The following is a 21,572-nucleotide window of genomic DNA, read 5'->3' as shown; positions in this document are numbered from 1 at the left end:
AAATCTTTGCGTCCTCCTGGAGATTAGCCGGGCCTTTTTTAAAAAGCGAATAGCGCAATGTGGTGTTAATCGGTAAGGAGATTAAAATGAGAGATGTTTAATCGGCTGACACGAAGCAACTAAAAAAGTGTCTAAGCCCTCAACGAAGGCAGATGAACCTTTAACGAGGCGGGATTGGGAAGAGAACATGGGCATATATAAGCGTGTAAACGGTCGTATAAAGAGATATTAGAGCAGTTATTGGATGAATATAGAGGGACAACTTGATCATAAATAAACGAAAAATCCATGGATTCGTCGATCTTCCAGAGCAAATGATCTACCGGGACAAGTTCACTTAAGGCAAGTTGAGGACCTTGTTCAAGGCTACTTTTATTTTATCTATGGTTTTGAAATAAAGTCCATAACTTATAAAAAAATTTGATACAATTACGTTAATGGATGAATTGTGACAATTCAACAAACGGGCCATTTAACCATTAGGGAGGATGTATCATGACCAAACATCGGATTTATACAATGAGTGTTGTAAGAGTCTATCCCCATTACATTTCGAAAGCAGAGAAAAAAGGACGTACAAAATCAGAAGTGGATGAAATCATTCGTTGGTTGACAGGATATAGCCAAGAAGAGTTAGAAGTACAACTGGAAAAACAGACAGACTTTGAGACCTTTTTTGCGGAAGCTCCCCAATTGAATCCTTCACGGGCTTTGATCAAAGGTGTCGTCTGCGGCGTCCGAGTGGAAGATATCGAAGAACCAATGATGCAGGAAATTCGCTATTTGGATAAGCTGATCGATGAGTTGGCAAAGGGAAAGGCGATGGAGAAGATTTTACGGAAATAATAATAAAAAAACCAAGAAACACTAATTCTATAGCTTTTAAATAACTGGGCGCGATTGTGATAGATTACTGCCCTGAAATGATTTGTTTAGAGGATAAACTCACAATGTCCTTTACTTCACCTGAACACGACGAACAAAAAAGAGCCAACCCTTGGTATGTAAGGGTTGGCCTCTTTTCATGCAATACGTCCCAGGAGAGATTCGAACTCCCGACACACAGCTTAGGAGGCTGTTGCTCTATCCACCTGAGCTACTGGGACACAGAACAATATTATAGTATAAAAGCGCGAAAAAATAAAGGGGATTTCACCATTTTTTTCTGAAAAAGCATGCATCCAACAGAGGTTGAATGCATGCAACTCGCTCTTAGCCCTTTAGATCGATATGATGGCCTGAGACGGGATGAGGGGCTTGCACCATGTCGATTAACTGCTCTGCGCTTTGCTCAGCGGTGTCCATAGCCGTCTTTGTCATTGAGATATGGACGTTTTGGGCAAGCGCGGATTGACTCATTGCCATCGATAAAGCAGCGATATCCAAAGAAACCACCTCCTTATCCTCTAATATCGGATCAACAAGATGTGTCTTTATTCCTGATTTTAAGTCTGAATATTCTAATTTTTGCGTCTGTCTGTTAATATATGTATATCAAGCGTGCTTACCTTTCCGAAACGCCCCTCAGCGCTCCCCGCGCTGTCACAGATCCTTTATGACTCGCACTTCACTGCCGGCCGGTTTTGTTCTTATTTTCACCTTTTTTCACCGTTAACCAAGACTTTTATAAAGTGGTGTCACATCTTAATGAGAAGAAAGACAAAATGGAGGCTGATGTTATGCAATGGCTTGAATTTGTATCTGCGGCGATCGAATCTTTGGCATGGCCCGTCACCATATTAAGCGTGATCTTGCTGCTGAGGGGGCCTTTATCTGAGCGGATGAGGGATTTAATCAAATTGAAATATAAAGATTTTGAATTGGAGTTTGATAAAAGGGTAAAGGAGCTGGCTTCTGCCGGGGAAAAAACAGTGCTTCCCGGGGCTTTGAGCAAGGAGGAAAACATCATTGAAAAAGCTTGGTCTGAGGTGGAAGACGCCCTTCGCCAGACTGCAAAAAGGTTTGATCCAGGTGCCGAGGATCAGGATGTGCAGCATTTGATCAAAATGCTTCATGAGCAAGGTGTTTACACAAAAGAGACAGCGTCCGTCTTATCGGAGCTTTCAATATTAAGGCATGCCGTTTTAAGCGAAGTGAGTTTGAGCGGTGCTTTCGCGTACAAAAAGCTTTGCCGCCAGGAGGCGGGGCAAATTCGAGCCATGGCTGAAAAACATCCGGTTTTGTGAAAAATGATTTTTCTTCGTTTATTACGCGTTTTTAGTAGGGATGATGGTGTGTCCGCTTAAATATGATATGATGGAGAGACAAAAGCAGACTACATAAAGAGAGGTTTTCATTGTATGTTAGAGAAAGCCGAAGCATTATTACAGCAATATTTTGGCTACCCATCATTGCGGCCGGGGCAGAGGAAAGCGATTCAATCTGTCGTATCAGAGAAAGTGGATACGGCATGCATCATGCCGACAGGCGGAGGCAAGTCGATCTGCTATCAGATTCCGGCGCTCATGATGGAAGGCACGACCCTCGTGATCTCTCCGTTAATATCGCTGATGAAAGATCAAGTGGATGCTTTGAAGCAGCTTGGCATCAACGCTTCCTTTGTAAACAGCTCCCTTGACTATGACGAAACAGCCAAACGCCTATCCGCATTGGAAGAAGGCAGCTACAAGCTGTTTTACGTCACCCCGGAGCGTTTAGCCTCTCCCGAATTCATACGTGTGATCTCCAATCTGCATGTTCCGCTCACAGCCATTGATGAAGCCCATTGTATTTCACAGTGGGGACACGATTTCAGGCCGAGCTACAGACATATCGAAGGTTTTCTAAACGAGCTAAAGACTCGTCCCGTTGTGCTGGCCCTGACAGCTACAGCAACGCCTGAAGTTCATGAGGATATTTGCGCACAGCTAGGGATCAAAAAAGAAAATACGATTTTCACGGGCTTTGCCAGAGACAACTTGACATTTAAAATTCTCAAAGGAGAAAACAGAGACCGTTTTATAGAGTCATACGTTGAAAAAAACCGTTCTGAGGCGGGAATTATTTATACCGCTACAAGGCGTGAGGCCGAAAGAATCTGTGAAAAGCTGTCTAAAAAAGGGATCGCCGCAGGGTGCTATCACGGCGGAATGAATGATACCGAAAGAGAGCGGCAGCAGGACCTTTTTTTGAATGACGCAACAAGTGTGATCACGGCGACTTCCGCTTTCGGAATGGGGATTAATAAATCAAATATCAGATATGTGATTCATTATCAAATCCCTAAAAATATGGAGAGCTACTATCAGGAAGCGGGACGAGCAGGGCGTGACGGGCTTGACAGTGAATGCATCCTGCTGTTTTCTCCGCAGGACATCAGGCTGCAGCGCTTTTTAATCGAGCAGTCGACAGAAGATGAGGACGTACAGATGCAAGATTTGAAAAAGCTGAGGCAAATGGTCGATTTCTGTCATACGGAGGGCTGTCTTGAACGCTTTATTCTCTCTTACTTCGGCGAAGAGCAGACAGAGGACTGCGGCAGGTGCGGCAGCTGTCTTGATACGAGAAATGCCGCTGATGTCACCAGAGAAACGCAAATGGTTCTTTCCTGCATGATCCGCATGGGAGAAAGATTCGGGAAAACAATGGTTGCACAGGTTTTGGCCGGTTCGAAAAATAAGAAAGTCATCGAAAACCGTTTTCAGCGATTATCAACTTACGGGATTTTACAGCATCAGTCGGTCCCTGAAATCAGTGATTTTATCGAGTTTTTGATTGCCGATGACTACATCAGGATGTCCGATGGCACATACCCGACGTTGACTGTGACAAACAAGGGCCGGAATGTCCTGCTCGGACGGGAAACAGTCGTTCGCAAAGAAAAAATGAACACCGCTCAAATTGCCAAAGACGACGAATTGTTTGAACGGTTGAGACAGCTGCGCAAAACACTTGCCAAGGAACAGGGTGTGCCTCCTTTTGTCATCTTTTCTGATGAAACATTGAAAGAAATGAGCGGCAAGGTGCCTGTGACCGAAGAAGAGCTTCTTTCTGTCAAAGGAGTGGGAGAACAAAAAAAAGTAAAGTATGGCGAGATATTTTTACAGGAGCTTAAAGCCTATAAAACTGAAAAAGAGGCATAAAAAACGATTTTTTTATGAATAAATCATTTTTTTAGTAAATCTCTTTTTTTAAAAAAAGATGAGGGGAGAACCCTTGATGTAACAGGTTTTCAAGTGTCGGAGTCACATATTTCCAGTAGCGAAAAATCTTTCTTGTAAAATAACTGTAATCAAAAACAAATTGTTTTGTTATTGAATTGACATTTTCATATGTTACGATTGCTCCTGTTAGCCGAACAATAAAAAGCTAACAAGGGAGGATTTACTTATGAAGAAGACGTTTGTGTCCTTTGTTGCAGCTGCAGCATTGTCGACAACTGCATTCGGAGCGAGTGCCTCTGCAAAAGAAGTAACAGTCCAAAAAGGCGATACACTTTGGGGAATCTCGCAAAAACAAGGTGTCAGCCTGCAGGATTTAAAAGAATGGAATCAGCTTTCTTCCGATTTGATCATTCCGGGACAGAAGCTGAACGTTTCTGAAAAACAGACAGAAAAAACAACTCAATATACCATCAAAAAGGGAGATACACTCTGGAAAATCGCCCAGAAATTCGGCGTTACAGTAAATGACCTTAAAACATGGAACGACATAACATCAGATATCATTTACCCGAATACATCCATAACAGTCGATGGCCAGGCGACGGTACAGGCTGCTGCGAAGCCTCAGGAAACCAAAGCATCCGTTCAAAGCGAAGCAAAAGCTGAACAGTCGCAACCGGCACCTAAGCGAGAAAAAGAAACGGCATCCCGTTCAAATACTTCTCAAAGCGCGGCGAAAGAACTGACGGTTACCGCGACGGCATATACTGCTAATGACGGCGGAATGTCAGGCGTTACCGCGACAGGGATTAATTTAAAAGCCAATAAAAACGCCAAAGTGATTGCGGTCGATCCAAGCGTGATTCCGCTCGGTTCAAAAGTCCATGTCGAAGGCTACGGAGAAGCGACAGCTGCAGATACGGGCGGCGCTATTAAAGGGAACAAAATCGATGTGTTTGTTCCTAGCAAATCAGCCGCGAAAAACTGGGGCGTTCGAACAGTTAAAGTAAAAGTTTTAAATGAATAGAATTTGTGAAGACACTGACCATAAAATATGATCGGTGTCTTTTTTTTATTATACAGCACAAGCTGAAGTTTTTTTAGATTGGCAAATGGGTAGTTAAGTAGATAAACCCATTAAATGCTGGTCAAAGGAGATGTAGAAGTGTGCTGTGGATTGTTTTGACGTTCTTATTGATTAATGCAGGAATCTTTATTTTTTCTTATTTGAGAACGAAGGATGTTGACTTAAAAACCTCAGACGGGTATTTTCTCGGCGGCCGCACCCTCACCGCTTTTTATATCGGAAGCTCCCTATTGTTGACCAATTTATCGACAGAGCAAATGGTCGGGCTGAATGGACAGAGCTATGCCGGAACGATGAGTGCGATGGCCTGGGAGGTGACAGCGCCGATTGCGCTGATCATGCTGGCATTTGTGTTTCTGCCGCGATATCTCGGTTCAGGGGTTGCCACAATACCCGACTTTCTTGAAAAGCGGTATGATCAAAGGACGCGTCAGATTGTGTCCATCCTCTTATTACTCGGATATGCGACATCATTTCTGCCGACGGTTTTGTATTCGGGTGCACTTGTATTGGATCAGGTATTCGGCATCTCTTCCGCGCTTGGAACCAATCGGTTTGCAACGGTGTTTTTGATTGCGCTGATGATCGGCGCTGCAAGCTGCTGCTACATATTTTTCGGCGGACTTAAAGCCGCGGCGTCAGCGGACGCTATTTATGGAATCGGTTTAATTCTCGGCGGCTTGTTCATATTGGTGCTCGGCATCCTGGCTATAGGTGACGGCAGTCTGCTGAAAGGCTATTCGGAGCTAGTGAGTGTACATCAGGAAAAGCTCAATGCCATAACGGCGGACAACTCTGCAGAAGTTCCCTGGCCGACGATTTTGACGGGGCTTTTGGTTAACAATTTGTTTTATTGGGCCGTCAATCAGTCGATCGTACAGCGGGCGCTCGGGGCGAGGAACCTGGCGGAAGGGCAAAAGGGCGCCTTGCTGGCCGGTGTTTTTAAGACAATCGGCGTATTTTATCTCGTCCTTCCGGGGGTGATCGCTTATCATTTATATGGCGGAAACATCATGAATCCAGATACCGTTTATCCGAAGCTGATTGTTGATTTGCTTCCGGGGGCTTTTGTCGGCGTCTTTGCCGCGATTTTATTCGGCGCGATTCTCAGTTCGTTCAACGGAGCGCTTAACAGTACAATCACATTGTTCACATTGGATTTGTACAAGCCAATGTGCAAGCCTGATGCGACAGAAAAAGAGCTTGTCAAAACAGGCAGGCGATTCGTTTTGGCACTCGGGGCCTTATCGGTTGTCATCGCGCCATTTATCCTGTTTGCGCCGTCAGGGCTTTACAATTACCTACAAGAGATGTTTGGGTTTTTTAATGTGCCTGTTTTAGCGGCCGTGGTTGTCGGATTTTTTTCGAAGAAGGTGCCGGCATTGGCTGTGAAAGCCGCGATTCCCGCACATATCCTGCTGTATGCGATCTCCAAAATATACTTTGGACACATCCATTTTTTATATATTTTAGCCGTTTTATTTCCGTTTTCCGTTTTACTGATGCTTTTCATCGGAAAAATGCGCCCGCGGAAGCGCGAATTTGAATTTAAAAAAAACACCCGGGTTGACTTGCGGCCGTGGAAGCATGCCAAGCTGGCCTCCGCTCTGGTGATCTGCCTGATGGTTGGCATTTATCTTTTGTTTTCACCGTGGGGGCTTGCAAAATAAAAAAAGCGGGGGATCCCTGAATCCTCCGCTTTTAATGTTCGGTGATGCGAAGATGCACCTTGCCTTGATGAGCTTCGAGACGGCATCGTCCTCCGATTGGAAAAGTAAAAAAGGGGATGGTATGGCCAAAGTCCATATTGGCGATAACCGGTATGGAAGAAAGCTCTTTTTTTGTTCGAATGATCTGTTTGAGCCGTTCGATCGGCACGCCGGATGCCCGCTGAAATCGGCCGATGACGACCGCTTTGACAGAGGAAAAGCAGGGGAGGTGGAGCAATGACTGCAAATCCCGGTCGAAAAAGGCTGCCGAGGATTCCCAGTCATCCTCTATAAACAATACAGCGCCTTTTAGATCCGGGAAGTATTCCGTTCCTTGAAGGAGGCCCAGTGTACTCAAATTTCCGCCGATGATCGTCCCTTCTGCCTTGCCTTCGTTCAGCACGACAGGGCCCGGATTGGGCTGAGGCTGTGCTTCTTTGCCGATTGCGTCCCACCACAATAAAGAAGCCTCAATGTCGAACGGATCATGATCCCGGCAGCATTTCAAAAAATAATCCTTCGTATAGTCGAGGCCCTGTTGCATTGAAAAGCTGGAAAAGTGCGGCCCTGAATAGGTGACAAGACCTGTCTTTTGATAGACGCTCAAAGCGAGGGCTGTAATATCCGAAAACCCGCAAAAGACCTTGGGGTTGGCCTTGATCAAATCGTAATCCAAATGGGAAAGGAGCTGGTTGCTGTTATAGCCGCCAAGCACCGTCAAAATTCCTTTCACATCAGGATCGGAAAACGCTTCATGAAGATCGTCGACTCTGGAGGCAATGCTTGCAGAAGAAAACTCATCGATTTCTTCTGCATGGGCGGAAATCGAGATATGGAACCCGAGATGTTCCAGAACCCTTTTGGCTCGTTCGATTTGTTCCGTCTTTAAAAGGGCCATGCTTCGTGACGGGGCGATCACCCTGATGTGATCGCCTTCTTTTAATTTGGCTGGATACATGTCTTCACCTGCTTGCGTTGTTTCCTTTTATTTTCATCATATATGACGAATGATTTAAACATCCACCCACTGAATTTCACCTGATTTTGAATCAGGGTCGATCGTGACTTCAAAATGATGCTTTTCATAAAAGTGGATTAAACGGTCGACATGATCCCAATCCCTTTCGGCGATGTCTCCGGTAATGACGGGAATGTTGTGCTCCCGCGCCCGCGCTTTTAAATAGTTCATGCAGATCGAGCCATATCCATAGCCTGACGGTCCTTTAATATCGCCGATATGAATCGCCCGCTTTTCCTCACTGTAGGAAGCCACGAGCGAAAAGTCGCATCTTCCGCGGTAAGGAGACTGGCAGTCGCTAAGCATGATCTTGCATGTCCGGCCATCATCAATCGAATGGACGATCATCCATTCGTCATCTTTCGATTGATCAATGCCGAGCACCCGTGAATCTTTTGATATATCCTTCATATTCTCACGCATCCGAAACAGCTGAAATTGCAGATCATCCAATTCCTTTTGCGATTCGGAGCTGTTTTTTTCCTGTACTTTTTCCATCTAAACATGCTCCTTTCTATTGAAACATACAGTTTTCGATTATATTAAAAAGACTATGATTTTGCAAATCTAGCCCTAAAAATAAATTTTAATGTAATTTTAAGCAAAAATTTCACATTCTACGAATTTTTTTATGGTAGAATGCATATGACTTCTGGTTCAAATGACTAGGATACATACAATATATCCTCTTAAACCCAGAAAAAATCATGACAAAAGGAGCGTGCCACTTTGAGGAAAAGAAGTTGGGGTCTATTTTTACTGCTGACCGTTTTTGTTCTTGCATTAGGTGCATGTCAGCAGGCTGATCCAAAAGGATCATATGCAGCGGCCTACAAAAAATTGCTTGCTGCCAAATCTTATGAATTTTCAAGTGATATCGGCTTGAATGTAGATGCTTCAAACCTTGGAGCTGAAGATAAGCAAATTGTTGAGATGCTGAACAATGCGAAATTAACAATCAGCGGCAAGACGAATACGAAAACAAAAGAGACAGAAGCTGTGATTAAAGGCCAGCTTAAAGTGCAAAACATGTCAATGGATGTCAATGTCCCGATTTATATGGACGAAAAGAAACAAGTCGGCTATATCAAAATCGACAGCGTGCTTGACAGCTTCGGCGTTTTCATGGGAACAGCCGGCATGCAGTTTGACAGCCTGAAAGGCAAATACCTGGAATTCCCGCTTGAAGATGATAAATCTTCAGCAAAAGAGACGGAAGAAATTCAAAAGCAAGTGATGGAATCCATCAAAAAAGCGGCGGACGATCTTCCTGCGGATAAGTTTGAAAAAGCGGATCTGACAGACAAAGAAAAAGATCAGGGTGCTGCGCAAAAAATCAAGTTCAGCTTTACTGACAAAGAAATCAAATCATCTCTCATGAAGCTGATTGAAATCGTCGGAGATGCGTCAGGAGATACACTCTCGAAAGATGAGCTGAACGACGTCAAAGACGGCTTGAAAGATATCACCTTCACAAAATTTAATGTGACAACAACACTCGATGACAAAGAAAATCTTCTGAGTGAAAAAGCGGATGTCCAAATGGATTTCGATATTGATGAATTCCCTAAATCTTTAGGCCTTACATTCTCAACGACATACAAAAACATTGACGGTGACGTGACATTCGATCACAAACCGGCAAAAGGTGATATTGTGACAGAAGATGAATTAGAAAACTTGATGGCACAAGACGCCATGAATTTCTAAGCGACAAAAAATCCCCTCACCGGACAAACCGGCAGAGGGGATTTTTGTCTATTTTATGTCCAAATTTGGGCGAACAGGCCGAAAACGTTGACATTCCCCCGGAATTTGCATACGATTTGGATAGCTTGCACAAATAGGAGAGATTATTCAAAATGAGCCTTACAGAAAAAAATAAAAGCTATACAGGCATTGTCGTCGCTTTGACTATCATCATCAACGGCGTCATTGCGTTATTGTTTCTGATGCCGAAAAGCGACAAGTTCGCCCATTTGGACTTGACTTTTTTGCCCTTGCTCAACGCGGTCTGCAATAGTTTTACATTCATTTTTTTAGTGGCTGCGCTTTTTATGATCAAGCAAAAAAACATCAAAGCGCACAAACGGTTTATTTTTGCCGCTTTTACTACAACGACCATCTTTCTAGTGTCATACCTGATTTATCATTCGCTGATGCCCGATACCCACTTTGGAGGGGAAGGGATCATCAGGCCGATTTACTTTTTTATTCTGATCACACACATTGTTTTATCGGCTGTGATCGTTCCGCTCGCATTATTCACCTTGTTCAGGGGGCTTAGCATGCAGGTGGAACGCCACCGCAAAATCGCCCGCTGGACGATGCCGCTTTGGCTGTATGTTAGTCTGACAGGTGTTCTCGTTTATATTCTGATTTCGCCATACTATTAAGCATCACCCCTAAAGGCAGGGACAGATGAAAATCTGTTTGCCTTTAGGGGTTTTTTATGTGGAAATATCCGTTTGCGAACGGATCGCATTCCGGATCGGCGGTTTACAGCTGATGTGACAGAGTGAAACCGCTGCTCATCTCCATGATGTTTCAATACATATATTTTACAAGAAAAACTAGGCCATGGGCCGTCTCGTGTGTTTGGGTGATTTCCCCTGTCTACTAAACATAGGCTGATGCAGCGGGCTTTCTTCCAAAAAAATATTACTCTTAAACATAGATAATCGTCTACACAAGATATAGAAATAGACAATATAAATAATTAGAGCATTTTATAGAAATAATAAAAGGGAGATGCATATGAAAATACTGCTTGCCACTTATTGGAATATACCCCATGTAGGTGGTGTATGGACTTATATGGAACAACTCAAAGAAAGACTTGAGTCTTTAGGACATGATGTTGATTTACTTGGATTTGGGAAAGACAACAGTATCGTTCATATTGTGAACGAAAATCGCAGCATAGAAAAAGGTCAGCTCCTTCCTTTGGTTGAGAAAATTATGAACAGCATTCCGGAAATTCAAGCAAATCAATTGGTCAATTATACTGAGATTCACCGTTCCGTATATGAACTGGGAGCTGCTTATTTAGGATTGGAAAAATACGATCTGATTCATGCGCAAGATATCATCGCTAGCGCGAGTCTCAAAAGAGTGCTGCCCCGAAATACGGCACTTGTCACGACACTTCACGGAAGTGTCACTTACGAAATCAGGGACCAGCTTAAAACGATCCACAGATCCTCCACATCCCATATGGCAAGAGCATATTTTGATCATCTTGAACAAAAGGGTGCCACATCACCAGATACGACGATCGTTGCCAACAATTGGCTAAAGAACATTTTAACGGGAGAATTTTCGGTTCCCGAGCGGCAAGTTCGCGTTATGCAATACGGATATGACATTGATGGTTTTTTAAACCGGATGAATTCAAAAACAGCTGATGTTCCTCAAACAGACAAAAAAGTCATTTTATTTACCGGCAGGCTGATCGAAAACAAAGGTGTTCACCATTTACTATCAGCCCTTGGCCAACTGAAAAACACCCGGAATGATTGGGTTTGCTGGATTGTCGGGGAAGGGGAGAAGCTGGCAGGACTCAGAATTCAAAGCGAACAACTCGGTCTTTCAAACGATGTTGTCTTTCTGAAAAATCGTGATGATGTGCCTTATTTACTGTCCTTTGCCGATATGTATGTTCTCCCGAGTCTGTTGGATAATCAGCCTTTATCTCTAATTGAAGCACAAATTGCCGGGGTTCCCGCTGTTGTGAGTGATGCCGGAGGACTGCCGGAAATGGTCACTCATGAAGTGACTGGTCTTATTGCGCCAAAAGGGGATGCGAATGCTTTAGCAGGTTTGATGGGCCGCTTATTGGGAGACGATGGTTTCAGAACAACATTAGGCAAAAACGCCAAAGAGTTTGCGAAGAAACATTGGGATATGGATCAAGCCGTCAGAAAAGTTCTCGATGTTTATCAAAATACTGTGAAAAATTAAGGAGTGAGATCAAATGAACAAAAATCGAATTGTCAATCATTTGCTCGGGACGCTAAATCAAGAAATGGATGCCAAGTGGTGGACGAAATATTTGGAAATGCTGATGGAACTTGTTGAAGAACGGACGAAGCAACAGGAAGGTTCCCTAGATTCTGAGGATGAACTGAATTTAGATGATATCGACGACAGCATGAAGCCTTTATTGACAGATTTAACTTCCATTCTTGAAAATATGAATAATAGTATTTTGGAAAGTAACCATAAGGTTTTAAAGGATATTCAAAGGGCGGTGGCTTCAGGAAATATGGATCGCGAAGATTTAGAAGAAATTATAGCATCACTGCCTTCTGATACGACAGTATCGAATTCTGAATCAAAGGAAAATATGAAAGGCATGAGGGATGATGTGTTAAACAAACTGAAAGAATCATTGCCTGAAGAACATACACTCGCCAATACGGAGACTGTAAAGATTCTGCAAGCAGCACAGAGCAATGAAGAAAGCGAAAACAATTAATCAATGCGTTATGGTCAGCCTTCGGAAATCGAAGGCTTTTATTTTTTTATCCTATTATTTTCAGTTCCCTTTCAAATCATCAAGGAATAGGTGGTTGTCTTTTACCTTTGCCGCTTGTGCGGCATACAATACTAAAAAGCAGCGCTTTACTTTTACTTCACCTAGTATGAAATAAGCGGGTTTAATAGGAGGGATTCAAGGGGTGTTAGGAATATGAATTTAAAAGACATTAAAGGTCATTATGACGCCATTTTCAGCTTAGGACACCTTTGCTTGGCGGCAATACAGCTAAGAGATAATGATTTAAGACCGTTTGCAGGTCCTCTCGACTGGGTGACTACGAATTCCCTCACAGATCTCAACCAGCTTCTTCGAAATAAGTTCGCGGGATTTATGGATCCGAAAAACCTCAGAATCATCGGCTATAATACCGGCGAGAAAAAAGAGAATTCTACTATTTATGTAGTAGACGACCTCTATAACGTCGGATCTGTTCATGATTTTGACGCGAATAAAAATACACTTGACCATCTGGCAACTTATCCTGCCGTAATGGAGAAATTCAACAGAAGAATCAACCGTTTTTTGGAAAAGTTGTCTAGCAGTAACCGCATTCTGTTTGTCAGGACAGAAGGCAGTTTCGAAGAAGCGCAGGAGCTTGAACGCGTTTTATCTGGTTTGGTTCAGCATGACTTTCATGTCCTTCTGGTGCGGCATTCGAACGTCAAAACCATTATCGAAAAAAATTGGCCATTAGAGAAAATTTGCGCTGTTGAATTACCTGATCAAGAAATATGGAAGTCAAATAATGCTTTGTGGACTTCGTTGTTTGAAGGAGTCACCATCGGATAGCGATATTTCCATCTGAAGTTTACTGAAGGAGGAACAGGAATGTTTGAGAATAAAACGATCTTCATTACGGGGGGAACAGGTTCATGGGGGCATGAACTCATCCTTCAGCTGCTGGCCTTAAACCCTAAAAAAATAACTGTATTTTCCAGAAACGAAGAGAGACAGGTGCAGATGAGACGGCAGATAGAAGATCCGAGACTCGCGTTTTTCATCGGCGATATCCGCGATCGAAAAGCGCTTCATGCAGGACTTAAAGGAGTCGATTACGTCTTTCATTTAGCTGCGCTGAAGCATGTGCCGGTTTGTGAAGAACAGCCGCTTGAAGCATTGAAAACCAATGTGTCAGGAACAGAAAACGTCATTGAAGCAGCGATTGAAAACGGTGTAAAAAAAGTGATCAACGTATCGACCGACAAGGCGGCAGACCCTGTCAACTTTTATGGGATGACGAAAGCGATCGGCGAGAAGCTGATTGTTTATGCGAACCATCTATATGGAAAAACGGCCTTTATTTGTGTGAGGGGAGGAAATGTGCTCGGAAGCAGCGGAAGCGTTTTGCATCTATTTAAAGATCAAATCAGGCAAAAAAACCAGGTGTCCATCACGGATAAGAGAATGACACGTTTCTTTTTAACAAAGGAAAAAACGATTGAGCTCTTGTTAGAGGCAGCCGTCAAAGGACAAGGCGGGGAGATTTTCATTATGAACTCACCGGCTTTCAGGATCTTGGACATGGCGGAAATATTGATCGAAACATATGGAAATGACAAATCCTCCATCATAGAAAGCGGTGCTAGACCGGGGGAAAAAATTCATGAGCTTTTAATTTCAACACACGAACGCCAGCACGCCGTCTCTCTCTCGAAAGATCTGTCAGTTGTGCTGCCGTCGATCAATATTCCTGAATTACGGGCAAATTACACAAACTGCAATCCTTTGCAAACTGAAAAGTTAAGTTCAAAAGACCATTTGATTTCAAAAGATGAAGTGAGAGAGATGTTGAAAAAGGGCGGTTTTTTAGCTTAATGACAGGTCAGATTCTGTCCCGCGGACTTTAACAAGCATGGCATGCGATCAAGCAGGCGATGCTTATGTTCGCTGCAATGAAATAAGACGAGCCGGGCGAAAACCGCCCAGATCGTCTCACTCATCCTCCAAGGTCAACCCTTGAATGTGTTCTTCCACTTTTTTTGTTCGTTCCATTACCTTTTCGGTGTATGAGTAATCACCGTAGCAATATGGATAGCGGAAATTGTTCTTATCCCCGCCGCAATTGTATAGACCGGGATTCTTTTCGACTTGTTTTTCAGAAAATTCTTTCGCCAGCTTTTCCGTGTGTTTTTTGCCGTGTTCAGAGACGTAATCGATATAGCCGGCTCCCATGTTATAGCTTTGTACAATCGTGGCTAAATCGACGCCTTTTTTCTGACCTTTCTCATACATTTCTGCAAAATGGCGCACACCTTGTTTAATGCTGGCTTTCGGGTCATCAATTTCATTTCGTTTCATTCCGAGGGATTCTGACGACTGCATCGGATCATTGCCCCTGCCTTTTGACTCCTGATACATCATGCCGAGCAAAAGAGATGTGTATTGCGAAAGCCCCTTTTCTTCGAGCTCTTGTTCAACAAAAGGCTTGTAATCTGTCAATCTCCCGATGATATTCGTCTCAGTGTCGAGAGGAAGCCATTTCAACTGGTCCAGTCCGGAGAAGGCAAAAAACACGATCAAGGCAACAAACACAAAAAACGACGAGCAGCCAGCTCCGGCCAAACATCCTGATGATTTCTTTCTCTTCAATGGTTTCACCTCTGTAGCGCCCTAGTGCCATATTTATTATGACATAGATCAGACCTAAAGACCAAGCGATATATCAGCGTCTTTTTTAGGTCATTTCATCAAATCCTAAAGCTGTGTTTGGAAGTGAGCGAACCCGGAACCAAAAATACAAAAATCCGCCAATCAGCCAAATGATTCCGATGATGAACGCATTTTTACCGACGCTCAGTAACAGCCATCCGCAAAACGAGGCGCCTAAAAAAGGCAGAACGAGATAGCGGATGATCTTGAACAGTCCTTTTTCCCGCCGGCGAATGAAGTAGTGGCCGATGACAGAAAGATGAACAAAGATAAATCCGATCAATGCACCGAAGCTGATGAATGAGTAAATGACTTCAAGCTCTCCAATCATGGCCGTCAGTGAAATCAGACCGATGAAAAGGATATTAAAAACCGGTGTTCTCAGCCGTGGATGGACATAACCGAAAAAACGTTTCGGCAGTGAGTTGTCGCGCCCCATCGCATACAAAAGCCTGGATGCACTCGCATGCGAGGAAAGCGATGATGAAATGACCGCGACCATCGTTCCCGCTAAGAAGAAAGACCGCAAAAATGCGCCGCCCGTATAAAAGGCAATCTCCAAAGAAGCCGAGTCGGCATGGTGAAAGCTGTCAAAGGCTGGATATACCTGCTGCATCAAATAAGAAATCGCAGTGAACAGCGTTCCGCCGACGGCCACCGTTAAAAAGATCGCCAGAGGAATGTTTTTCTTCGGATCGATCGTTTCTTCCGACATTGTGGAAATGGCGTCAAAGCCCAAAAAAGAAAAACATAATATCGTCGCCCCCGAGACAATCAAAGATGGCTCCATATCAGGCCGATAAAACGGATCGGCTGAGATCAGCTCTCCGGTGCCAAGCCCGCGGGCCAGACCTGTGATCATCAATCCGGCAAACGTCAGCGCGACGATCACTTGAAAAGCGACGAACAGCGCCGTAATGTTTGCCGTTAATTTGATGCCTAACATATTGACGACCGTAATCGAAAGCGCGAGAAAAACGACCCAAAGGCCGTGGGGAATGTCCGGAAAAGCCGCTGACAGATAGGCGCTGCCGATCGCAAAATTCACCATCGGCAAAAATAAATAATCGAGCAGAATCGTCCAGCCGGCCACAAAACCGGCATGCGGATGGATGCTTTCATATGCATATGTATAAACCGATCCGGCTTTCGGATAGGCTTTGACCATGCTGCCGTAGCTTAAAGCCGTCAGCAGCAGGGCAGCGATCGTAAAAAGATAGGCAGCCGGAACGTGCCCTTTTGTCATCTGGGCAACCACTCCGTAGGAATCAAAGACAACGAGCGGGTCCATGTAGGCGAGCCCAATCACGACAAGGGGAGCAAGTGTAAGGCTTCGTTTAAGCGAAAGTTTTTTTTTCAATGACTTTTTAAACTCCTTATGAATCAGTTGATGAAATCAAGCATATTTTAAATGTTTTTTGAGGTGCTAGCAAGCATATCAAAACGGTTTTTAACAGTATAAAAACAACTGGTTTGGCAAATGCTTTTGAAAAAAAGCAAGGAGAATGTTGAAAATGGATGATCTTGAAGGTTATGTTGAAGCGGTAAAGCGAAATATGGAAACGATGAATGCTGCCGATTACGATGGAAAAGAAGAAGATTTAGCAAGGCAGCAGAAAGAGCTTGAGCGGTATGAAAGGCAAATCAAAGAGACGAGCACTTCAGCCGAAAGCTTTGACCAAATTGTCGACGCCGCTGTTGATTATGCGGCGGGAGACATTTCCCTATCTCAATTGGAGCAGATATATCAAAGAGCAAACCGTTAGCATCCGGATTTTCCGGGTGCTGCTTTGTTTATAAATGGGGACAGAGGAGATTTTAAGACTTATATCATGCTAGAATATGAATAAAATGAATAGGCTGGACGGAAGCTGAAGACGTTTCTATGCCGAATGGAAGTGCTCAGCCGCTACGACTTTTACAGCTGGCAGAAGTCAGATCTTAAGAAAAATAACCGAATAATCAAAAAATAATGAATAGATGGTAAAATGTAATAGAAAGGGGATGAATCGTTTGAAAAAATATATTTGTACAACCTGTGGCGTCCAATATGATCTAACATCTGAACCGCCGGCTGTATGCAACATCTGCGATGAAGAAAGGCAGTATGTCAATCCGGCGGGGCAAAAATGGACAACGCTTGAAGAGCTGAAGGGAAGCCGCAGATTCCAAAATGACATCTGTTTTGAAGAAGAAGGCCTGTACAGCCTGACGACAAAGCCGGGATTTGCAATCGGGCAGACAGCCTATTTGCTTCAGGAACCCGGCTTTCATTTGCTATGGGACTGTATTACATATTTAGATGAAAAAACGATAGAGGATATCAAGAAAATCGGGGGGATTCAAGCGATTGCCCTGTCACACCCGCATTATTATTCAGCCCAGACGGAATGGGCGGAAGCCTTTGATGCGCCGATCTATATCCATGAAGATGACAGGAAATGGGTGCAAAGGCCAAGTGAACGGATCGTGTTTTGGTCCGGGGAATCTCTAGAGCTCTCAGCGGGGATCACCTTACATCGGCTTGGGGGTCATTTTAAAGGTGGTGCCGTTTGCCACTGGAAAAACGGTGATGACGGGAAGGGTGTCCTCCTTACAGGAGATATCATCACAGTCGTGCAGGACCAGGAGTGGGTCAGCTTTATGTACAGCTACCCCAACCTGATTCCGCTTCCGGCCGGCAAGGTGAAAGAAATGGCCGATCAAGTAAAGAATATTCCGTACAACAGGCTGTACAATGCTTTTCACCGGATTGTGAAACAGAACGCCGGTGAGCGCGTTCAGAAGTCTGCCGAAAGATATATAAAAGCTCTTCAGGGGGCATTGTTTTCCACTTGACTTTGGCCGAAAACTTTTCAATCCCGCATGTTTTGGTATATGATATGGAGGTAAAAGTCGCGCGGAAAAGGTGAAATCATGAACGAACACAAACAAGACATCGAAAAAGGGCGGATTGAGCTGGATGAAGAGACGCTATTTCTTGTCTCACAGACGTTTAAAGCGCTCTCAGACCCTACGAGAATTAAAATCCTGCATTTGCTGTCACAAGGCGAGCATTCGGTCAATGAAATTGCGGAAAAGCTCAGCCTTCTGCAGTCAACCGTTTCTCATCAGCTGAGATTTTTGAAAAACCTGCGCCTGGTGAAATCAAGGAGAGCGGGGACGTCGATTTTTTATTCCCCCGAGGATCAGCATGTCCTGGATGTGCTAAAGCAAATGATCGATCACACACAGCATGACTGACCGTATAAAAGGCAAACTCGAGGCAATGAGTTTGCCTTTTATACTGAGCGGTTTTCTTCTAATTTTCCTTTTTTCAAAACAAAAAAAGAGAAGCCGACATAATAAACGGCCAGTACAAAAAGAGCGATCATTGTCGCCGGGTCCTGTGCAAATAGAGCACCGTATGCCGCTGATCCGCTTTTTAACGAAGCGTCTTCAACCGCATTGATTTCGATGATCCGAAAGAGAAACCGGTATAAAAACAAGCAAAGAACAAGCAGTTCGACCCATAGATGGGTGCGGAAATAAATTACACCGTCGCGGTTTTCGAGGGATACATGTTTGAGCGCATACGCTGTCAGCAAAAACCCGAATCCGATTCCGATCAGATCATAAAGATATGAGAGCGGATGAAGAGCGCTCATCGTCAGCAAGAATAAAAAAATAACCGAAAAGAGAACGATTCTGAACATCAAGCGCGCACGGTTCAAGGGCTGAAAACCGATGGATCGCTTGAATCTGATATAGATGATCAACACAATCGCGAACAATTGGACAACATAAAGTGTAATTTTTGAAAAACCTCCTTTTTTAATGAAGTATATGTCCAAACTGTTCAAATCGTAACCATAAAGTTAAGTTTTGAATGTTAATGGGACGAAGATCCCGGAAAAAAACAGAAGTACAGAGGAATGAGAGGAGAACATGATGAAAATTGACCGGCTTTTGGCAATCGTGATTTTATTGGTCAGAAAAAGGCGCGTACAGGCTAAAGAGCTTGCAGATCTATTCGAAGTTTCCGTCCGAACGATTTACCGGGATATTGAAGCGATCAATCAGGCCGGCATCCCGATTGTGACATCACAGGGAGCCGGAGGCGGGATCAGCCTCATGGAGCAGTTCCGCCTGGAAAATAAGCTTCTTTCGGCTGATGAGCTGGCGGCCATCACGACGGCGCTGGAAAGCGTCTCATCAACCTATGAAGCCTTTCAGAACGGAAACGCCCTGGAAAAGATCCGCCTTCTCGTCTCAGAAGAAGAAATGCCGCTGTACCGCGAAAAAACAAAAAGATGGTTTATCGATATTTCATCCTGGGGAGAAAGCGAAGGGATAAAGAAAAAGATCAAGATGTTAAATCAAGCGGCCGACAGCTTGAATACCGTATCTTTTACATATGTTAATCGTGACGGACAAACGGGCAGCCGGATTACCGAGCCGCACACCCTTGTTTTAAAGGCACGGCATTGGTATTTATATGCTTATTGTCTGAAAAGACAAGCGTTTCGCTTTTTTAAGCTCGTCCGGATGAAAGACATCCGCATATTATCCGAGCCGTTTCAGCGAAGGGAGGTCGATTTGGCCTCTCTTCCATGGGAGTCGTCATGGTATAAGCCGGAAAACATGACGTACATTACCCTGCGCATTCATCCGTCCGGAGAGCTGTTGGCGAGAGAATGGTTCGGCTTTGACGCTTTGACATATGAAAACGGCAGGTGCACCGCCATCATATCGTACCCTGAAGACCCTTGGCTCTACGGGTTTTTGCTGCAGTTCGGAACCCATATTGAAGTCCTTGATCCGCCTCATATTCGCCAAAACGTCAAAAGCTTGGCCAAACAAATTATTGATTTATATGAAACTTGACACAATGCTGTCAGGTTTCTTTTTGTATGCTGTTGAAAAAGGAGGAATGAAAAATGAAAACACTCATTTGCCAAAGCTGCGGAATGCCAATGGATCATGAAGAGCTCGGTACAGAAAAAGGCGGGGGCAAAAACCGCGATTACTGCAAGTACTGCTACGGGGAGGGACAGTTCAAACAGCCTGATGCCACCTTGCAGGATATGATCGAGATCTGTGTCCCTTATTTAAAGGAGGAGGGCAAAACAGAGGTGGAAGCGAGGAAGCTGCTTGAAAGCACACTGCCTCATTTAAAAAGATGGAGATCGGCCGCTAAAGAGACGGGTACGAGCTTCTCCCATTTCGAGAAATTGAATACAAAACAATTTACCGGTATATCGACCGTGACAAGCAATAAAGAGGAAGCTTCAGGAAAGGGCAAAATTTCTTCCATGTGGGAATGGTTCCACAAAAACAGCCCGCTTTCGTCACATCAAATCCCGCGCGATATCATCGCACTCTATTCCGATTATGAAACAGATGAGCATGGTTCATATACGTTTTCAATCGGAACTTTTGGCGAACCTGAAGACGATGATCGCAATGTCATCACACTTCCGGCTTCAGAGTATGCCGTTTTCATCTCGCGGCGGGGAAGACTTGAAGAAGTTGTGTTTGACACGTGGCGGGACATCTGGGGATGGGAGCAAAAACAGATTCGTACATATACAGGAGATTTTGAGGTGTATAACGAAAACGCAGCTGATCGCGAAAATGCCCAAGTCGCCATCTATGTAGCTGTACAGCGCGGGAAATAAATATCTTGAAAAACTAATACCATTAGTTTTATAATAAAAACTAATAGTGTTAGTTTTTTATTTATTGAGAGGTGAAAACAGTTGAGAATCACACAGTATCAATCGGTTTGCCAATTGACATTTTTTCCGCGCGTCTTTCCTGTAAACTGTTATCTCGTTCAAGAAGAAGACGGGTTGACATTAATCGATGCAGGGATTGCGCTCAGCAAAAGGGGTATTCTCGAAGCTGCAGCTAACTTCGGACAGCCGATTAAACGGATCGTGCTGACCCATGCCCACAGCGACCATGTCGGTTCACTTGATTCCTTAAAACAACACCTGCCAGATGCTCAGGTTTACATATCTGAACGGGATGCGCGTCTGTTAAAGGGGGATCGATCGCTGCTTGAGAAAGAGGCACAAACTCCCATTAAAGGCGGGGTTCCAAAACATATCAAGACAAATCCGGATGTGCTCTTAAAAGAAGGTGACCGCATCTGCTCTCTAACGGCGGTCGCATCTCCGGGACATACACCTGGAAGTGTTTCATTTTTGGATGAAAGGCATGGCATTTTGATTGCGGGCGACTCGTATCATACAAGAAGCGGCATTACGGTATCGGGGCATTTAAAGCTGACATTTCCGTTTCCCGCGTTGGCCACTTGGAATCAAGAAATCGCGCTTGAAAGCGCGGAAAAACTATTGGATTTGAAGCCGAAAGTGCTTGCCGCAGGTCACGGCAGCTTCGTCTATGATCCGGCAGCCGGCATGAGAAAAGCGATCACTGAAGCTTATACATCATTCAAGAGGAAGGGTGACTAAGG

At 44.2% G+C, this 21,572-nt stretch carries 23 protein-coding genes and 1 tRNA gene; 17 read left to right on the top strand and 7 right to left on the bottom strand.

The genetic code is table 11. The annotated features are described in order from the left end of the window. The first annotated feature begins 495 nt into the window (after positions 1-495). On the top strand, positions 496-846 hold the full coding sequence (locus tag M654_RS13575) for a DUF2200 domain-containing protein (RefSeq protein ID WP_026587427.1): 351 nt from the start codon (positions 496-498) through the stop codon (positions 844-846). A 186-nt stretch (positions 847-1,032) separates the two neighbouring features. On the opposite strand, the gene M654_RS13570 is transcribed toward M654_RS13575, so the two are convergent. Beyond that, a tRNA-Arg gene (locus tag M654_RS13570) sits at positions 1,033-1,106 on the bottom strand. Between the two features lie 106 nt (positions 1,107-1,212). Then, on the bottom strand, positions 1,213-1,395 hold the full coding sequence (locus M654_RS13565; protein ID WP_409445216.1) for a YjfB family protein: 183 nt from the start codon (positions 1,393-1,395) through the stop codon (positions 1,213-1,215). A gap of 284 nt (positions 1,396-1,679) precedes the next feature. Between M654_RS13565 and M654_RS13560 the strand changes: the two genes are divergently transcribed. The 4 genes from M654_RS13560 to M654_RS13545 all read left to right on the top strand — a co-directional run bounded on the left by M654_RS13560 (position 1,680) and on the right by M654_RS13545 (position 6,860). Then, positions 1,680-2,186, top strand: a complete 507-nt coding sequence (locus M654_RS13560) for a hypothetical protein (RefSeq protein ID WP_026587426.1) — start codon at positions 1,680-1,682, stop codon at positions 2,184-2,186. Between the two features lie 114 nt (positions 2,187-2,300). Further along, entirely contained in the window at positions 2,301-4,082 is a 1,782-nt protein-coding gene (gene recQ, locus M654_RS13555) for a DNA helicase RecQ (RefSeq protein WP_026587425.1), read from the top strand. A gap of 247 nt (positions 4,083-4,329) precedes the next feature. Beyond that, the gene (locus M654_RS13550; protein WP_026587424.1) at positions 4,330-5,130 is read left to right on the top strand and encodes a LysM peptidoglycan-binding and 3D domain-containing protein; all 801 of its coding nucleotides are present in this window, start codon (positions 4,330-4,332) and stop codon (positions 5,128-5,130) included. Positions 5,131-5,270: 140 nt separating this feature from the next. Then, positions 5,271-6,860 (top strand): solute:sodium symporter family transporter, encoded by a 1,590-nt coding sequence (locus M654_RS13545; RefSeq protein ID WP_026587423.1) that lies wholly within the window; start codon positions 5,271-5,273, stop codon positions 6,858-6,860. A gap of 31 nt (positions 6,861-6,891) precedes the next feature. On the opposite strand, the gene M654_RS13540 is transcribed toward M654_RS13545, so the two are convergent. Further along, positions 6,892-7,857, bottom strand: a complete 966-nt coding sequence (locus M654_RS13540; RefSeq protein ID WP_026587422.1) for a S66 family peptidase — start codon at positions 7,855-7,857, stop codon at positions 6,892-6,894. Between the two features lie 54 nt (positions 7,858-7,911). Beyond that, positions 7,912-8,415: an N-acetyltransferase gene (locus M654_RS13535; protein ID WP_026587421.1), complete on the bottom strand. Its 504-nt coding sequence runs from the start codon at positions 8,413-8,415 to the stop codon at positions 7,912-7,914. A gap of 231 nt (positions 8,416-8,646) precedes the next feature. Between M654_RS13535 and M654_RS13530 the strand changes: the two genes are divergently transcribed. The 6 genes from M654_RS13530 to M654_RS13505 all read left to right on the top strand — a co-directional run bounded on the left by M654_RS13530 (position 8,647) and on the right by M654_RS13505 (position 14,275). Continuing rightward, entirely contained in the window at positions 8,647-9,627 is a 981-nt protein-coding gene (locus M654_RS13530) for a hypothetical protein (protein WP_026587420.1), read from the top strand. Between the two features lie 152 nt (positions 9,628-9,779). Further along, a complete protein-coding gene (locus M654_RS13525; protein WP_026587419.1) occupies positions 9,780-10,313 on the top strand; it encodes a DUF420 domain-containing protein in 534 nt (177 codons plus the stop codon). Between the two features lie 361 nt (positions 10,314-10,674). Next, positions 10,675-11,880 carry a glycosyltransferase family 4 protein gene (locus M654_RS13520; protein ID WP_026587418.1) on the top strand — a complete coding sequence of 402 codons (1,206 nt, stop codon included), beginning with the start codon at positions 10,675-10,677 and terminating at the stop codon, positions 11,878-11,880. A gap of 13 nt (positions 11,881-11,893) precedes the next feature. Beyond that, a complete protein-coding gene (locus tag M654_RS13515; RefSeq protein WP_026587417.1) occupies positions 11,894-12,397 on the top strand; it encodes a hypothetical protein in 504 nt (167 codons plus the stop codon). A 213-nt stretch (positions 12,398-12,610) separates the two neighbouring features. Further along, on the top strand, positions 12,611-13,249 hold the full coding sequence (locus M654_RS13510) for a DUF1796 family putative cysteine peptidase (protein WP_026587416.1): 639 nt from the start codon (positions 12,611-12,613) through the stop codon (positions 13,247-13,249). A 39-nt stretch (positions 13,250-13,288) separates the two neighbouring features. After that, on the top strand, positions 13,289-14,275 hold the full coding sequence (locus tag M654_RS13505; RefSeq protein WP_026587415.1) for a polysaccharide biosynthesis protein: 987 nt from the start codon (positions 13,289-13,291) through the stop codon (positions 14,273-14,275). Positions 14,276-14,392: 117 nt separating this feature from the next. On the opposite strand, the gene M654_RS13500 is transcribed toward M654_RS13505, so the two are convergent. Beyond that, positions 14,393-15,049 (bottom strand): lysozyme family protein, encoded by a 657-nt coding sequence (locus M654_RS13500; protein ID WP_035428123.1) that lies wholly within the window; start codon positions 15,047-15,049, stop codon positions 14,393-14,395. Between the two features lie 85 nt (positions 15,050-15,134). Beyond that, positions 15,135-16,469, bottom strand: coding sequence for an APC family permease (locus M654_RS13495; protein ID WP_026587413.1), 1,335 nt, complete (start codon positions 16,467-16,469; stop codon positions 15,135-15,137). Between the two features lie 154 nt (positions 16,470-16,623). On the opposite strand from M654_RS13495, the gene M654_RS23935 reads away from it, so the two are divergent. The 3 genes from M654_RS23935 to czrA all read left to right on the top strand — a co-directional run bounded on the left by M654_RS23935 (position 16,624) and on the right by czrA (position 18,352). Further along, entirely contained in the window at positions 16,624-16,875 is a 252-nt protein-coding gene (locus M654_RS23935; RefSeq protein WP_026587412.1) for a YnfE family protein, read from the top strand. Between the two features lie 247 nt (positions 16,876-17,122). Further along, positions 17,123-17,947 carry an MBL fold metallo-hydrolase gene (locus M654_RS13485; RefSeq protein ID WP_026587411.1) on the top strand — a complete coding sequence of 275 codons (825 nt, stop codon included), beginning with the start codon at positions 17,123-17,125 and terminating at the stop codon, positions 17,945-17,947. A gap of 78 nt (positions 17,948-18,025) precedes the next feature. Further along, positions 18,026-18,352, top strand: coding sequence for a Zn(II)-responsive metalloregulatory transcriptional repressor CzrA (gene czrA / locus M654_RS13480; RefSeq protein WP_026587410.1), 327 nt, complete (start codon positions 18,026-18,028; stop codon positions 18,350-18,352). Between the two features lie 38 nt (positions 18,353-18,390). On the opposite strand, the gene M654_RS13475 is transcribed toward czrA, so the two are convergent. After that, a complete protein-coding gene (locus M654_RS13475; protein ID WP_236251132.1) occupies positions 18,391-18,942 on the bottom strand; it encodes a CcdC protein domain-containing protein in 552 nt (183 codons plus the stop codon). Between the two features lie 97 nt (positions 18,943-19,039). On the opposite strand from M654_RS13475, the gene M654_RS13470 reads away from it, so the two are divergent. From M654_RS13470 to M654_RS13460, 3 genes are all read left to right on the top strand, one after another. Next, on the top strand, positions 19,040-19,975 hold the full coding sequence (locus M654_RS13470; protein WP_026587408.1) for a helix-turn-helix transcriptional regulator: 936 nt from the start codon (positions 19,040-19,042) through the stop codon (positions 19,973-19,975). A gap of 53 nt (positions 19,976-20,028) precedes the next feature. Next, a complete protein-coding gene (locus tag M654_RS13465) occupies positions 20,029-20,769 on the top strand; it encodes a zinc ribbon domain-containing protein (RefSeq protein WP_026587407.1) in 741 nt (246 codons plus the stop codon). An 81-nt stretch (positions 20,770-20,850) separates the two neighbouring features. Further along, positions 20,851-21,570: an MBL fold metallo-hydrolase gene (locus M654_RS13460; RefSeq protein WP_026587406.1), complete on the top strand. Its 720-nt coding sequence runs from the start codon at positions 20,851-20,853 to the stop codon at positions 21,568-21,570. Positions 21,571-21,572: the final 2 nt, after the last annotated feature.

It is taken from the genome of Bacillus sp. NSP9.1 (assembly GCF_000465465.2).
GTDB classification, from domain to species: Bacteria; Bacillota; Bacilli; order Bacillales; family Bacillaceae; genus Bacillus; species Bacillus sonorensis_A.
The sequence above is the reverse complement of the archived record's forward strand: the minus strand, read 5'-3'. Positions and strand labels throughout refer to the sequence as shown.

Coding starts and splice junctions, on each gene's coding strand:
- M654_RS13525 (WP_026587419.1), top strand. CDS start 9,780: ATGAGCCTTACAGAAAAAAATAAAAGCTATACAGGCATTGTCGTCGCT.
- M654_RS13465 (WP_026587407.1), top strand. CDS start 20,029: ATGAAAACACTCATTTGCCAAAGCTGCGGAATGCCAATGGATCATGAA.
- M654_RS13505 (WP_026587415.1), top strand. CDS start 13,289: ATGTTTGAGAATAAAACGATCTTCATTACGGGGGGAACAGGTTCATGG.
- M654_RS13575 (WP_026587427.1), top strand. CDS start 496: ATGACCAAACATCGGATTTATACAATGAGTGTTGTAAGAGTCTATCCC.
- M654_RS23935 (WP_026587412.1), top strand. CDS start 16,624: ATGGATGATCTTGAAGGTTATGTTGAAGCGGTAAAGCGAAATATGGAA.
- M654_RS13550 (WP_026587424.1), top strand. CDS start 4,330: ATGAAGAAGACGTTTGTGTCCTTTGTTGCAGCTGCAGCATTGTCGACA.
- czrA (WP_026587410.1), top strand. CDS start 18,026: ATGAACGAACACAAACAAGACATCGAAAAAGGGCGGATTGAGCTGGAT.
- M654_RS13470 (WP_026587408.1), top strand. CDS start 19,040: ATGAAAATTGACCGGCTTTTGGCAATCGTGATTTTATTGGTCAGAAAA.
- recQ (WP_026587425.1), top strand. CDS start 2,301: ATGTTAGAGAAAGCCGAAGCATTATTACAGCAATATTTTGGCTACCCA.
- M654_RS13520 (WP_026587418.1), top strand. CDS start 10,675: ATGAAAATACTGCTTGCCACTTATTGGAATATACCCCATGTAGGTGGT.
- M654_RS13510 (WP_026587416.1), top strand. CDS start 12,611: ATGAATTTAAAAGACATTAAAGGTCATTATGACGCCATTTTCAGCTTA.
- M654_RS13560 (WP_026587426.1), top strand. CDS start 1,680: ATGCAATGGCTTGAATTTGTATCTGCGGCGATCGAATCTTTGGCATGG.
- M654_RS13515 (WP_026587417.1), top strand. CDS start 11,894: ATGAACAAAAATCGAATTGTCAATCATTTGCTCGGGACGCTAAATCAA.
- M654_RS13540 (WP_026587422.1), bottom strand. CDS start 7,857: ATGTATCCAGCCAAATTAAAAGAAGGCGATCACATCAGGGTGATCGCC.
- M654_RS13535 (WP_026587421.1), bottom strand. CDS start 8,415: ATGGAAAAAGTACAGGAAAAAAACAGCTCCGAATCGCAAAAGGAATTG.